The sequence below is a fragment of the Paraburkholderia terrae genome (assembly GCF_002902925.1).
Lineage (GTDB): Bacteria > Pseudomonadota > Gammaproteobacteria > Burkholderiales > Burkholderiaceae > Paraburkholderia > Paraburkholderia terrae.
In genome coordinates, this window is sequence record NZ_CP026113.1 from 1567921 (window position 1) to 1583025 (window position 15105).

At 62.4% G+C, this 15105-nt stretch carries 11 protein-coding genes; 10 read left to right on the top strand and 1 reads right to left on the bottom strand.

The features are described 5' to 3' along the window. Positions 1-72 precede the first annotated feature (72 nt). From C2L65_RS36710 to C2L65_RS36730, 5 genes are all read left to right on the top strand, one after another. Positions 73-1356: an ABC transporter substrate-binding protein gene (locus C2L65_RS36710; protein ID WP_042304946.1), complete on the top strand. Its 1284-nt coding sequence runs from the start codon at positions 73-75 to the stop codon at positions 1354-1356. A 118-nt stretch (positions 1357-1474) separates the two neighbouring features. Beyond that, a complete protein-coding gene (locus C2L65_RS36715; RefSeq protein WP_007583882.1) occupies positions 1475-2377 on the top strand; it encodes a carbohydrate ABC transporter permease in 903 nt (300 codons plus the stop codon). Between the two features lie 27 nt (positions 2378-2404). Then, a complete protein-coding gene (locus C2L65_RS36720) occupies positions 2405-3256 on the top strand; it encodes a carbohydrate ABC transporter permease (protein ID WP_042304911.1) in 852 nt (283 codons plus the stop codon). 45 nt (positions 3257-3301) lie between these two features. Further along, on the top strand, positions 3302-5275 hold the full coding sequence (locus tag C2L65_RS36725; protein ID WP_042304912.1) for a beta-galactosidase: 1974 nt from the start codon (positions 3302-3304) through the stop codon (positions 5273-5275). After that, entirely contained in the window at positions 5275-7707 is a 2433-nt protein-coding gene (locus C2L65_RS36730; protein ID WP_042304947.1) for a beta-galactosidase, read from the top strand. The genes C2L65_RS36725 and C2L65_RS36730 overlap by 1 nt, the downstream gene beginning before the upstream one ends. Positions 7708-8735: 1028 nt before the next feature. Here C2L65_RS36730 and C2L65_RS36740 read toward each other — a convergent pair. Beyond that, positions 8736-9713 (bottom strand): LysR substrate-binding domain-containing protein, encoded by a 978-nt coding sequence (locus tag C2L65_RS36740; RefSeq protein WP_042304948.1) that lies wholly within the window; start codon positions 9711-9713, stop codon positions 8736-8738. A gap of 139 nt (positions 9714-9852) precedes the next feature. Here C2L65_RS36740 and C2L65_RS36745 point away from each other — a divergent pair, with 139 nt between their 5' ends. The 5 genes from C2L65_RS36745 to C2L65_RS36765 all read left to right on the top strand — a co-directional run bounded on the left by C2L65_RS36745 (position 9853) and on the right by C2L65_RS36765 (position 15087). After that, positions 9853-11193, top strand: a complete 1341-nt coding sequence (locus C2L65_RS36745) for an NAD(P)/FAD-dependent oxidoreductase (RefSeq protein WP_042304949.1) — start codon at positions 9853-9855, stop codon at positions 11191-11193. A gap of 33 nt (positions 11194-11226) precedes the next feature. Next, a complete protein-coding gene (locus C2L65_RS36750; RefSeq protein ID WP_042304950.1) occupies positions 11227-11952 on the top strand; it encodes an amino acid ABC transporter ATP-binding protein in 726 nt (241 codons plus the stop codon). Between the two features lie 71 nt (positions 11953-12023). Next, positions 12024-12842: a substrate-binding periplasmic protein gene (locus tag C2L65_RS36755; protein WP_042304989.1), complete on the top strand. Its 819-nt coding sequence runs from the start codon at positions 12024-12026 to the stop codon at positions 12840-12842. A 64-nt stretch (positions 12843-12906) separates the two neighbouring features. Beyond that, complete coding sequence (locus C2L65_RS36760; RefSeq protein ID WP_042304951.1) at positions 12907-13725, top strand: amino acid ABC transporter permease; 819 nt, start codon at positions 12907-12909, stop codon at positions 13723-13725. Positions 13726-13749: 24 nt separating this feature from the next. Then, a complete protein-coding gene (locus C2L65_RS36765) occupies positions 13750-15087 on the top strand; it encodes an NAD(P)/FAD-dependent oxidoreductase (RefSeq protein ID WP_042304952.1) in 1338 nt (445 codons plus the stop codon). Positions 15088-15105: the final 18 nt, after the last annotated feature.

The window sequence follows — 15105 nt, forward strand, 5'->3', positions numbered from 1 at the left end:
GGCGCGGTGGGCACGAAGACCGCTGTCCGCGTCGAGCGGCCGGCCAACAACGCAGTTCAAGGAGACACCACGATGATCAACAAGCACCTGAGCCGCATTGCCGGGCTCGCCTCGTTCAACACGCGCTCCGTGACGGCTGCGCTCGCCGTCTCGGCAGCGCTGCTGTCGGGCTTCGTCGCCGATGCCGACGCCGGTCAGCTGAACGTGAACGTGTCGGCGCGCGGCAACCAGCGCTCGACGTGGCAGGACGCGTTCGACAAGTTCAAGAAGGCCAATCCCGATGTCGATCTGAAGATCACCTACATCACCGAAGAAGCGTACAAGGTGCAGATGGGCGGCTGGCTCGCGACCGATCCGCCCGATGTCGTGTCGTGGCACGACGGCGAGCGCATGGCCTATTACGCGAAGCGCGGCCTGCTCGAAGACCTGTCCGGCGACTGGTCGAAGAACGGCTGGAACCAGCAGTACGCATCGGTGAAGGAAGCATCGACGTATAACGGCAAGCAGTATGCGGCGCCCCTCGGCTATGACGCATACGGCTTCTTCTATCGCAAGGATCTGTTCGAGAAGGCAGGGATCAAGAGCGAACCGAAGACGTGGGAAGAATTCCTCGACGCCTGCAAGAAGCTCAAGGCAAGCGGTGTCGCCCCTATCGCCGTCGCCGCGCGCGACAGCTGGACGCTTGCCGCGTGGTTCGATTATCTCGACTTGCGCATCAACGGCAACGCGTTTCACCAGAAGCTAATGGCAGGCGAAGTGCCGTACACCGATCCGCGCGTGAAGAAGGTCTACACGACGTGGAAGACCTTGATGGACGATCACTACTACATCGACAACGCGCTGTCGTACGATCTCGATTCGATCGGCCCGTTCCTCGCGAACGGCAAGGCCGCGATGATGCTGATGGGCACGTTCTTCTCAGCGGGCATTCCGTCGAGCGTCAAGGATCAGATCGGCTTCATGCGTTTCCCGGTGATCGATCCGAAGGTTCCGATGGCCGAGGACGGTCCCGTCAACGTGCTGCTGGTTCCCGCCAAGGCCAAGAACAAGGCCGACGCGCGGCGTCTGCTCGCGTTCATGGAAACGCCTGAAATCAACGCGGATCTCGCGCGCGGCTGGGGCCAGTTGCCGTCGAACAGCAAGGCGACGGAGCCGGAAGATCCCATTTCGAAGGTCGGCTTCCAGACGCTCGCCAGCACGACGGGCGGCATTGCGCAGTTCTACGACCGCGACATGACGAAGGAAATGGCCGACGAAGGCATGAAGGCCATGCAGCAGTTCTATAACGATCCGTCGCAGATCGACTCGCTGCTCGCCCGTCTCGAAGCGACCCGCAAGCGCATCTATCACAAGTGATGTCCTGAAGGCGGCCGTCCGAAACGCGGCTGCCTGCCGGGCGCATCGCAATCGATGCGCCCACGAATCACCTGCCGCTCGCCGCAACGGGTGAGCCGCATCGAACGAGGTTTTCGTCATGTCCACGTCTATCGCTCGCCTGCCTTCGGCGCGCAGCCGCCGCACGTCCAGGTCCGGGCGCGCGCGCAATCGCGCGGCGTTCTTCTTTCTGCTGCCGGGCTGCGCATTGTTCGCGCTGTGCGTGATCTATCCGATCTTCAGCAGCATCGCGCTCAGTTTCTACAACTGGGACGGCATGACGGAAAAGACCTTCATCGGCCTTGCGAACTACGCCGAGCTGTTCCAGGCGGATACGTTCTACGTCGCGCTGAAGAACAACCTGATCTGGCTGGTGTTCTTCCTGCTTGCGCCGCCGTTGGGTCTGCTGTTCGCGCTGTACCTGAACCAGCAGGTGAAGGGCATGCGTGTCGTGAAGTCGCTGTTCTTCGCACCGTTTGTCTTGTCGGGTGTGGTCGTCGGTCTCGTGTTCAGCTGGTTCTATGACCCGACCTTCGGCCTGCTCAAGGTGATTGTCGGTCACGGTATTCCGGTGCTCGGCGATGCGCACACCGTGACATTCGGCATCGTGTTCGCCGCGCTCTGGCCGCAAACGCCCTACTGCATGGTGCTGTATCTGACGGGCCTCACGTCGATCAACCCCGAGGTGGTGGAAGCCGCGCGCATGGAAGGCGCGAAGGGCTGGCGTCTGTTGTGGCACGTGATCCTGCCGCAACTGCGCCCGGCCACCTTCATGGCCGTCGTGCTGACGGTGATCGGCGCATTGCGCAGCTTCGACCTGATCGCGGTGATGAGCGGCGGCGGTCCGTTCGACAGCTCGACCGTGCTCGCCTATTACATGTACGACCAGGCCATCAAGTACTACCGCGAAGGCTATTCGGCGGCCATTGCCGTCGTGCTGTTCGCGATCATGCTCGTCTACATCGTGTTTCATCTGCGCCGGATGCTGCGCGAAGAACGCTGATTCACGTATCGCGCAAGGAGAACTCTCATGTATCCGCTTCCCGTCGAACGCTGGAAACCCTGGAATCGCGCGATCTACAAGGCGTCGCTGCCGCTCGCGCTGCTCGTGTGGCTGCTGCCGATGCTCGCCGTGCTCGTCACGTCGATCCGCTCGTCCGACGAGCTTTCGCAAGGCGATTACTGGACGTTGCCAAAGCACTTCGCGTTGCTCGACAACTACGGCGCCGCGCTCACGCAAACGCCGATGCTGCATTACTTCGCCAATAGCGTGCTGATCACGGTGCCGTCCGTGCTCGGCGCGATTCTGCTGGCGTCGATGGCGGGCTTTGCGCTCGCGACGTATCGCTTTCGCGGCAACATCGTCGTGCTGTTCACGTTCGTTGCTGGAAACTTCGTGCCCGTGCAGATCCTGATGATCCCGGTGCGCGACATGGCGTTGAAAGTCGGACTGTTCAATACCGTGTGGGCGCTGATCATTTTTCATATCGCGTTTCAGACCGGCTTTTGCACGCTCTTTCTGCGCAACTTCATCAAGCAGCTGCCGTTCGAGTTGATCGAGGCGGCGCGTGTCGAAGGCGCGAGCGAATGGACAATCTACGCACGCATCGTTCTGCCGCTGATCCGCCCTGCCCTCGCTGCGCTCGGCATTCTCGTCTTCACGTTTGTCTGGAACGACTATTTCTGGGCACTGTGCCTCACGCAAGGCGACGACGCCGCGCCCATCACAGTCGGCGTCGCCGCGCTCAAGGGGCAATGGACGACCGCATGGAATCTCGTCGCGGCGGGTTCGGTGCTGGCCGCGCTGCCTTCCGTGCTGATGTTCTTCCTGATGCAAAAGCACTTCGTGGCGGGACTGACATTCGGCGCAAGCAAGGGCTGACGCGCAAGGCCGATCGCACACAACTGATCTCTGGAGAAATCGACAATGCAACTGGGTGTTTGCTACTACCCCGAACAATGGCCGGAAACGCTGTGGGCCGACGACGCGCGCCGGATGGTCGAACTCGGCATCACGCATGTGCGGATCGCCGAATTCGCGTGGAGCCGCATGGAGCCGCGCGCGGGCGTCTATGAGTGGACCTGGCTCGACCGCGCCGTGACGACGCTGGCCGACGCAGGCCTCAAAATTGTGCTCGGCACGCCCACCGCATCGCCGCCGAAGTGGCTCGTCGATTCGATGCCGGAGATGCTGCCCGTGCGTGCCGACGGCACGACGTGGAATTCGGGGTCGCGCCGTCATTACGACATTTGCAGTGAGCCGTATCGACGCGAATGTCTGCGTATCGTCGAGGCGATGGCGCAACGGTATGGTTCGCATCCCGCCGTCATCGCGTGGCAAACGGATAACGAACTCGGCTGTCACGAGACCGTGCCGAGCTATTCGAAGGCGGCCCGCGCGCGCTTCCAGACGTGGCTCGCGCGACGCTACGAAACCGTCGACAACCTGAACCAGCGCTGGGGCACGGTGTTCTGGAGCATGGAATACGCATCGTTCGATGCAATCGAGTTGCCGAACCTGACGCCGACCGACGCGAACCCGATTCATCTGCTCGACTTCCGCCGCTTCATGTCCGACGAAGTGACGAGCTTCCATCGCGAACAGGTCGATGTGCTACGACGCTACGCGCCGAACGCGGACATGCTGCACAACTTCATGGGCTTCTTCACGACCTTCGATCACTATCGCTTCGCCGCGAACAACAGCATCGACGTCGCGACGTGGGACAGCTATCCGATCGCGCGCACGGAAGTGATCGCGTTGAGCGAAGAGGACAAGGCACGCTATGCACGCACGGGGCACCCCGACGTATCGGCATTCGATCACGACCGTTATCGCGCGATCGGACAAGGCCGTTTCTGGGTGATGGAACAGGAAGCGGGCCCCGTGAACTGGGCGCCATGGAACCCTGTGCCTGCGCCCGGCATGGTGCGTCTGTGGGCCTACGAGGCCTTCGCGCATGGAGCGGAACTGGTGTCGTACTTCCGCTGGCGTCAGGCGCCGTTTGCACAGGAGCAGATGCATTCGGGTTTGAATCTGCCCGACAACACGTTCTCGCCGGGCGGTCGCGAAGTGGCGCGCGCCGCGCAGGAGATTGCGCAGTCCGACGCACTGACGAAGCTCGCGCAAAGCGGCCCCGCTCCACGCGCCGAAGTCGCGCTCGTGTTCGACTACGAAACGCAATGGATGTTTGAAATCCAGCGGCATGCGAAGGGTTTCGATTATCAGACGCTCGCGTTCGAGTACTACCGGACGCTGCGCGAAATGGCGCTCGACGTCGATATCGTATCGGCGCATGCCGATCTTTCGGGTTACAAGCTGATCGTCGTGCCGGGTCTCGCGGCGTTGCCGGCGGGCTTTGCGAAGCGCGTTGAACAATCGTCCGCGCAATGGGTGATCGGCCCGCGCACAGGCTCGAAGACGGCAGACTTCGCGATCCCCGCGCAGTTGCCGCCGGGCGCGCTGCAAACGGTTCTGCCGTTCAAGGTGCTCGAAGTCGATTCGTTGCGCCCGACCTTGCAGCCGACGACAACATTCAACGGCGTGACGGGCATCGCGTTGCACTGGCGCGAGCATATCGAAACGCGCGACGGTCTCGACGTGCTCGCGCGTTTCGATGACAACTGGCCCGCTATCGTCGCGCGCGGACATGTGCGCTATGCGAGCGCGTGGTTCGATGCGGCGCTGCATCGCGCGTTGCTCGAAGGCGCGGCGCGCGATGCGGGTCTTGCTGTGACGCATCTTGCGCAAGGGTTGCGCGTTCGCCGTCGCGGCGAGATCACGTTCGCGTTCAACTTCGGCGCAACGGCTGTCGATGCGCCCGCGCCCGATAACGCGCGTTTCGTGCTGGGTCAGCGCACGCTCGGCACCGCCGATGTCTGCGCGTGGATCGCCGCGTGATGAATCGCCCGCGCGATATGCCGACGACGACGCTGACCGTCGATGCAAGCCGCCCTGCCACTACGCCGCTCGCGGATACGTTGCGGATGGGCGCGAACACATCGCCCGATGGAAGGACGATCGGCATCAACAGCCGTTATCTGACGCGCGACGGCGAGCCGTGGCTGCCCGTCATGGGCGAATTGCATTACGCGCGCGTGCCCGAGGCGCAATGGGACGACGCGCTTGCGAAGGTCAAGGCGGCCGGCGTCGATATCGTGTCGTCGTATGTGATCTGGCGTTATCACGAGCCACGTCCCGGGCAGTTCGACTGGAATGCGCGGTTCGATCTGCGTCGATTCGTCGAAAACTGTGCGAAACGCGGGCTGTACGCGTTCGTTCGCATTGGGCCGTGGGTGCATGCGGAAGTCCGTTATGGCGGCATCCCTGCGTGGGTCGTCGATCAGGTGCCGACGCGCAGCGACGATCCGCTGTATCTGCAGTATGTGCAGCGGTTCTTTGCTGAAATCGCCGCGCAATTGAAGGGCTTGCTTTGGAAGGATGGCGGCCCCGTTATTGGCATCCAGCTCGAAAACGAATACAACCTGACGGGGCCGCAGCAAGGGCCCGCGCACATCGCGACACTCAAGCGCCTCGCGCGCGAAGCGGGACTGGACACGCCGTTGTACACGGTAACGGGCTGGGATAACGCCGTGTTTCCGCGACGCGAAGTGGCGCCTGTTTTTGGCGGCTACGCGGATTTGCCGTGGGGGACATCGACGGCGATGTCGACGCCGAGCGAAGTGTATGGGTTTCGTTTTACGAGCCGCGTCGGCGGCGATCTTGGCGCGCAGACGCATAACAGTGAGCCTGGCGATGCGGATGCTGTAGCGGGTGAGACGCCTTTTCTAGGCGCGGAATTCGGTGGGGGTGTGCCGACGATGTATCGGCGGCGTCCCGTGCTCGACCCCGACGATATTGCGGCGATGCTGCCCGTGCAGCTTGGTTCCGGCGTGAACCTGTACGGCTATTACATGCTACATGGCGGCCGCAATCCGCCTGGCGATGTGGACGGACAGGAGTCGACGGCGACGGGCGGCTATAACGATCTGCCCATCGTCAATTACGATTTTCAGGCGCCGTTCGGTGCGAATGGCGAAGCGCATTCCGTGCTTGGCAAGCTGAGGCCGTTGCATCTGTTTCTTCAGCAATGGGGCGGCGAACTGGCGACATGCGATGTGTATGCGCCGGAGATTGTGCCACGCGGTGCGGACGATCTTGAGACGCCGCGATTTTCCGTGCGCGCGGACGGAGATCGTGGCTTTCTGTTTTTCAACAATCACGTGCGGCAGCATCGGATGTCCGCGCGGCAAGGCGTGCAGTTTGCGGTCAAGCTCGCGACTCGCACGGTCATGTTGCCTGCGGAGCCGATCGATATTGCGTCGGGAACGTGGTTCGTGTGGCCTATTGGACTTGCGCTCGGTAGCGCGCGTTTGCGGTATTCGACAGCGCAGCCCGTTACGCGGCTTTCGACGCCTGACGGCGAAACGTACGTGTTCTCCGCAACGGATGGGATCACGGCTGAGTTTGCGTTCGAGCCAGGTTGCGTGACGCGGATCGCGCCCGCGGACTCTCGTTCTTTATTGACGACAGATGAAGTGAATGGTGTGTTGGTCGCACGCCCTACGCCCGGCTCTGTATTCATCGCGACGTGCAGCGACGACACGCGTATCACTATCATCACACTCGCGAGCGAGGATATTGAACGGCTCAGTGTGTTGCCATTCGATGGACAGCGTCGACTGGTTCTTACCGATGCGTTGGCGTTTGAACGCGATGGTGAACTCGTGTTGCGTTCTACGGGTGTCGCTTCGTTTGATTTGGATGTGTATCCGCCGCTGCAGCATGCCCCTATTGCGACACACGCATTCGAAGAGGCGCCGATAGAAGGTGTTTTTCAGCGCTTCGCGGTATCCGTGCCACGAGTCGCGTTCGATGTTGGTGTTACGCCTTTGCGTTTCGCGCAGAAGGTGCCTTCTATTGCTTCAGGCGGTGCAGCGCGGGCTGCCGTCGAGCCTACGCCAGAGAGCTTTGGCAAGGCCGCCGCTTGGCGTATCGATGTTCCCGAAGAGGCGTTGAGCGCGCCCGGCTTGAGCAACGCCTATCTTTCAATCCGATATTCGGGCGATGTCGCGCGGCTGTTCTCGGGCGCCGATTTGATCGATGATCATTTTTATAATGGCTTGCCGTGGCAGATTGGCGTGCGCAATGTGACGATCGATCCGCAGCAATCGTTGATGTTGACTGTGCTGCCTATGCGGGCAGATGCGCCTGTTTATCTCGACGCGCGGCATGATTTCAGGTCTGCTATCGGCGATCAGGTTGCTGAGGTTCTTGGCGTGAGTTGGGTGCCAGAGTATGAAGTGGTCTTTTCTCCGCACGTAAGCGGGTGATTCTGGTTCTTTTGTTGGCGTCCGGTTTGGTTTTTTTGCCATTGCGCTGGCATCCGCGCTACGGTGTTTGCCGTTCATGCGGGGCGGCACCTACTTCTGGTTGTCTGCGACGCTGGATGGTTTGCTTGTGTTTTTTTTTGGCATCCGCGTTACGTTAGCCTGCTTCAGGCGTCGCCCCTGTGCGGGGCGGCAGCTACTTCTGGTTGTCTGCGACGCTGGATGGTTTGCTTGTGTTTTGTTCTGGCATCCGCGATTTGCCTTCGTGCTTCAAGCGTTGCCCCTGTGCGGGGCGGCACCTACTTTTCTTTGCCGCCGCAAAGAAAAGTAGGCAAAAGAAAGCGGCTAACACCGCCAACATTTCTTCTTGCCTGAGGGCCCCCAAAGGGTCTTACGCTTCACACGGCAGCATTTCCGTTTGCGTGAGTTGCCAACGCTTTGAATGAGCGCCTCACCCGCTTCGAATACCCGTACTCGGGCAAGCGGAAGCGAATGGTATGTGCCGCCCAGGTGGCAAACTGTGTGTAGGTTATCGCGTCGTATAGCCTGGCGCTCTTACATGGAGGTATGCGCGTGCTATCGGTTCGAAGTGAGGCGTGCGAGGCACTACGGCCTACACACAGTTTGCCACCTGGGCGGCCGTGGAGTATCTGGCGCGGCATGATGCATCGCGGGTGCGTGAAGCGGGTGAGGCGCACCGCAAGAGCGTTGGCAACGAACATGGGTCACGTGATTGCCGTGTGAAGCGGAAGACCCTTTGGGGGCCCTCAGGCAAGAACTAGCGCTTGCGGTGTTAGCCGCTTTCTTTTGCCTACTTTTCTTTGCGGCGGCAAAGAAAAGTAGGTGCCGCCCCGCACAGGGGCGACGCGTGAAGCAGGCTAACGTAACGCGGATGCCAGCGCGAAGGCCAAAACACCGAACGCCGGCGCGTGAAGCACGCTAACAAATCGCGGATGCCAGCGCGAAGCCCAAAACACCGAACGGCAACGCGTGCAGCACGCTAACAAATCGCGGATGCCAGCGCAAAAGGCTCATCGTGCCTTCGCCTCCCCCCTCACCAACGACGACGCTTTCCGCCCACGCGAGAAAGGCCCACTCGCATGCCAATCGCCACACGATCCATCAATCTCCCGCGCCATCATCGTCCGAACCAGATCAAGAAAAATCTGAACCACAGCATTCGGCTGCTGCAACTGCGGACACAGCGTGAACCCACGAAACATAATCTGAGGCACAAAAGGCCGAAACACAATGCGCTTCGGATTGGTATCAACCGCTGCAAGCGGATTCACAATACCAATCCCAAGCCCGCGCGAAACGAGCGCACAAATCGTCGCGCCATACGGCGTTTCGATCGCTGGCACCTGTCCGGCGCCAGCGGACCGCAACACGCGATCGAGCGGACTGCGCGTATCGTCTGCATACGATGGCAAGATCAGCCGTTCGCCGCGCAAATCGCCCGCTTCGATCCGGTCACGCGCAGTCAACGGATGCCGCGCGGGCAGCGCACACAGCGCCGGCAAACGATACAACTCAGCACTCGTCACGCCAAACGCGTCCGGCGTAGCCGTCGCAAAGCCGACATCACAGTACGCCGACGACACCCACCGCTGAATCGTCCCTTCGCTTCTCATCTCCAGCGAGACAATCACCCGCGGGTAAGCCGCAAGAAACTGCTCGATCACCGCAGGCAGAAAGGACAGCGCCAGCACGGGCGCGGCGACGATCCGCAGACGTCCACTGCCCAACTGGCGAATTTCGCGCGCCGAGTTCTCCAGCTTTTCCAGCCCGACGAAGCTGCGCTCGACCTCACGATAGAACGCGCTCCCCGCATCCGTCGCGTGGATACGCCCGCCGTTGCGCACGAACAGCGTGAGCCCCGTGGCCGTCTCCAGCTCCGCAATCAGCCGGCTGATACTCGGTTGCGACGTGCCCAGCTCCTCGGCTGCCGCCGTCATCGAGCCGCGCAGCATGACCAGCCGGAATGCCTCGATTTGCCTCTGATTCATCGCCTCTCCCGTCCGCTCGCCGTGAACAGAGACCTTAGCTTGCCATATCAGAAATGAATAGAAGCCCTTTTTGTCGCTATTTGACCGGATAAGCCGCACGAACCTAGACTGGCCTCACTACGCAGAACCCGACACGCTCATGCGCCCTGATTCCCTGCTGTTCCATGAAGCCTTTCGATGCGACCCATACTGGTGGGACGCTGCGCCGCCCGAAACCGCGCGGACGCCGTTGCCAGGCCAGGTGGACATCGCGATTGTCGGCAGCGGTTATTGCGGGCTGTCGGCGGCTGCGGAAGCGGCGAGCCACGGTGCGCGCGTGGCCGTCCTCGATGCGGGTGAGATCGGCGCGGGCGGCAGCACGCGCAGCGGTGGCATGGTGTCGAGCGGCCAGAAACTCGCGTTGACGAACGCGATCGCGGGCGTCTCCGCCGAGCGGCTCGTGCGGCTGATGCGCGAATCGATGGCGAGTTTCGATTACCTGAAGCGCCTCGTCGCCGACGAATCGCTCGATGCGGATCTGAAAATCACCGGCCGCTTTTTCGGCGCGTACACGCCCGGTCATTTCGATCAGTTGCGTCGCCAGGGCGAGTTGCTGCGGGACAAAACGGGCGTCACCGTGCACGTGATCGAGCGCGACGCGCAGCGCGCGATGATCGGCTCGGATTACTACTACGGCGGCATCCTCGTCGATGAATACGGCGGGCTGCATACGGCGAAGTATCACCGCGCACTGCGCGAACTTGCAAGGCGGCGTGGCGTCACGCTCCATTCGCACGCACAAGCGGAACGTATCGAGCGAATCGCAAGCAACGCGCCCGACGCCGTGCGCTTTCGCGTACACACGGCGCGCGGCGCACTCGACGCTCGTCAGGTGCTGGTCGCGACCAACGGCTACACGGGCCCGTTACTGCCGTTCTTCGCGCGCCGCGTGCTGCCCGTCGCGAGCTATCAGATCGCGACGGAACCGCTGCCCGACGGATTGATGCACGCGCTCAACCCCGGCGCGCGGATGATCAGCGATTCGAAACGCAATCTGTTCTACACGCGTCCGTCTCCAGACGGTACGCGGATGCTGTTCGGCTCGCGCCCGGCGATCCGCGAACTGAGCGAACGCGAAGCGGCCCGCCTTCTATACGGAAAGATGCTGCAACTATGGCCCGCGCTGCGCGACGTGCGCATCACGCACGCATGGAAAGGCTACGTCGCGATGACGCGCGACAAGCTCGCGCACATCGGCGTACACGACGGTATTCATTACGCGCTCGGCTGCAACGGCAATGGCGTCGCGTTGATGAGCTACCTGGGCAACCGCGTCGCTCGCCATATGCTCAGCGTGGATCGCGACGCAGGCGCCTTCGGCGAAGGCGAATTTCCGTTGAGCGGCGCGGGCATCGCCAGCCAGCTCGCCGTGCCGCTCGGCACCGCGCTCTATCAACTCGACGACCTGTGGCGCGGACGCGTGCGCGTCGCGCTGTCCTGACCTTCATCGCGTCACTGGATACGAGGAGCCCCGATGATCCATCTGCACAACGTTTCGAAATGGTTTGGCGAGCACCGCGTGCTGGCCGGCTGCTCCGCGACGATCGAACGCGGCGAAGTCGTCGTGATCTGCGGGCCGTCGGGCTCCGGCAAGTCGACGCTGATCAAGTCGGTCAATGGGCTCGAGCCCGTGCAGGATGGCCGCATCGTCGTCGACGGCATGGACGTGACGGCGAAAACGGCGAACCTTGCGCGGTTGCGCGCGAAGGTCGGGATGGTTTTCCAGCATTTCGAGCTGTTTCCGCATCTGAGCGTGCGGCGCAACCTGATGCTCGCGCAGATGACGGTACTCGGACGCAGCCGCGACGAAGCCGCCGACAAGGCGCGCTCGCTGTTGCGGCGCGTCGGCTTGCGCGATTACGAAGACAAGTACCCGACGCAGTTGTCGGGCGGCCAGCAGCAGCGCGTGGCGATTGCCCGCGCGCTGTCGATGGACCCCGTCGCGATGCTGTTCGACGAGCCGACCTCCGCGCTCGACCCGGAGATGGTCAACGAAGTGCTCGACGTGATGAGCGCGCTCGCTCAGGACGGCATGACGATGTTGTGCGTGACCCACGAAATGGGCTTCGCCAGGCGCGTCGCAGACCGCATCCTGTTCATGGATCGCGGCGCCATCGTCGAGGACGACTCGAAAGAACAGTTCTTCTCGCGCCCTCGCTCCGAGCGTGCGCGCGAGTTTCTGTCGCGCATTCTGCATTGAGCGGCACACGTCGCGTTCGCCTTGCTGTTCCCTTTCCGTTCACCGCCGTTCCTTTCGAGAGGAGCCTCATGATGCGTTTTCTTCACTTTGCACGCAGTCTCGCGCTGGCTGCTTCGCTATGCGTCGCAGCCGTACCGGCCGCTCATGCGGAAGACGTGGGCACGCTCACGCCGGGCAAGATCGTCGCCGGCGTCGACGCGAACAACAAGCCCTATTCGTACATCGACAACGGCAAGATGACGGGCTTCGATGTCGAGCTGATTCGCGCAATCGCCGCGAAGCTCGGTCTGTCCGCCGACTTCCGTGCGCAGGACTTCGCCGGCCTGTTGCCGAGCGTCGCGAACCAGCAGATCGATCTCGCCGCCGGCTCCATTTCGATCACGAAAGAACGGCTCAAGATGGTCGACTTTTCCGAGGGCTACCTGACGGGCCTGTTGAGCGTCGCGACCCTGCCCGATAGCACGATTTCGAGCGACGTCGCGTCCGTCAAGGGCAAGCGGATCGGCGTCGTGCAAGGCACCATCGAAGACACGTATTCGGACAGCTATCTGCCCAGTGCGCAGATCGTGCGCTTTCCGAATCTGAACGCTGGGTTCCTCGCGCTGCGCAACAAGTACATTGACGGCTACTTCGTCGACAAGACCCTGGTGGAAGGCCTGCAAAGCAAGTACCCGCAGATGAACATCGCCGACAAGCTCGACATATCCGCGGTCAATCTGCCGGCGGGCTTTCCCGTTCACAAGGGCAACGTCAAGCTCGAAACCGCGCTCAACAAGACGCTCGGCGAACTGGTGGCCGACGGCACGTGGATGAAGCTCTATCTGCAGTTCCATCCCGGCTATCCGAAGCCCGCCGACCTGCCGCCATACGCAATGAAATCAGGCACCTGAGCGACACGGCCACCGCCCGCCAACCGCACGTCATCGACCACGTTTCGTCTCCCGGAGAGCGCACATGGACGCTTTTTTGCAGAACTTCCTCGACTGGCCGCTTCTGGTCGATTCGTTGCCGGCGCTGCTGGGTACGGGTCTCGTGAACACGTTGGTGCTGTCGTTGTTCTCGACGGTGCTCGGCATCGTCGCTGGCATGGTGCTGGCGCTGATGGCCGTGTCCAACACGCGCTGGCTGACGTTTCCCGCGCAGGTGTTCATCGACGTGTTTCGCGGGCTGCCCGCCGCGCTCGTGATTCTCGTGGTTGGCCAGGGGCTGGCGCCCATCGGGCTGTCGATCTTCGGGCCGAACCCTTATCCCCTCGCGATCGTCGCGCTCGCGTTGATCTCGTCCGCGTATATCGCCGAGATTTTCCGCTCGGGCATCCAGAGCGTGGGGCGCGGCCAGATGTATGCGTGCCAGGCGCTCGGCATGACGTACTGGAGCGGCATGCGGCATGTCATCGTGCCGCAGGGCGTGCGGCGCATTCTGCCCGCGCTGGCCAACCAGTTCATTTCGATCGTCAAGGATTCGAGCCTCGTTTACTTTCTCGGGCTGCTCACGTCGCAACGCGATCTTTTCACGATCGGGCAGAACACGGCGGTCAATACGGCGAACCTGTCGCCGCTCGTCGCGGCAGGCGTCGTGTATCTGCTGATCACCGTGCCGCTCACGCACGCTATCAACCACATCGACCGCTGGACCAACCGTTTCTCGAACCCCGGCGCGCGCGGCGGCAAGCAGGCGCCGCGCAGCCTGCGCGCAGCGCGGCGCGAGGCGGCGCTGCAATCGCATGCAAACACGCAGGCCGCCGCAGCCGGCATCGCCGAACGCCGGCCTTGAACCCATCCAACTCAATACACGAACATGGGACCGAAAGTCGATACCGTAGCCGACGATATCCAGTTACCCGAGCGCGCCGATGTGGTTGTGATCGGCGGCGGGATCATCGGCGTTTCCACCGCGCTGTATCTGAGCGAGAAAGGCTTGCAGGTTGCGCTGTGCGAGAAAGGACACATCGCCGGCGAGCAATCTAGCCGCAACTGGGGCTGGGTGCGTGTCACGCGCCGCGACCCGCGCGAACTGCTACTCAGCATCGAAAGCCTGAAGCTGTGGCGCACGCTGGACCGCACGATGGGTATCGACACGGGCTTCAATCAGTGCGGCATTCTGTATGTATCGAACGACGACGCGACGTTGGCAAGGCATCGCGACTGGCTCGCGCGCGCGAGGCAGATTGCTGGCGACGCATTCGACACGCGCGAAGTCGACACCGAAGCGATTGCCGGACTGCTGCCCGGATCGACCCGCAGTTTCAAGGGCGGCATATACACGCCGGGCGACGCGCGCGCTGAACCGCAAAAAGCCGCGCCCGCCATCGCGAATGCGCTGCGCAAGCGAGGCGTCAAGATTCTCACGCCGTGCGCCGTACGTGGCATTGAAACGAGCGGCGGACACGTCAGCGCCGTCGTCACCGAGCACGGCACGATCCGCTGCGATGCCGTCGTCGTCGCGGGCGGCGCCTGGACGCGCTATTTCTGCGGCAATCTCGGTGTCGAACTGCCGCAACTGCTGACGCGCGCCTCGGTGCTGCGTACCGAGCCGCTCGAAGGCGGCCCGACGTGCAGCGCGAACAACGAGGAGTTCGCATTTCGCAAGCGCGCCGACGGTGGCTACACGGTCGCCTACGGACTGCGCACACACGCGGACCTCACGCCCGATGCGTTCCGCCTCTTCTTCAAATACATCGAGGCGCTGAAGAGCCAGATGGGCGCGTTGCAGATCCGCGTCGGCAAGCGTTTTCTCGACGAGCTGAAGCGGCCGCGCCGCTGGGCGCTCGACCGTCCAACCATCTTCGAAGCCATCCGCACGCTCGATCCCGATCCCGTCGTGCCGTATGTCGATAACGGTCTGCGCGAGTTCGTGAAGGCGTTTCCGCATCTCGCCGGCGCGAAGATTGCGCAGCGCTGGGCGGGCTATATCGACGTGACGCCGGATGCGATTCCCGTCATCTCCGGGGCGGCGCGTGTGCCGGGATTGTTCATCGGCACGGGCTTCTCGGGGCACGGTTTCGGCATTGGACCGGCCGCGGGCAAGCTGATGGCCGATCTCGTCAATAACGACACGCCGCTAGTCGACCCGCACGCGTTTCGCCTCGAACGCTTCAGCGACGGCACGAAAATCACCATCGACGCGGGCTTCTGAGCGCCGCACATCACATCA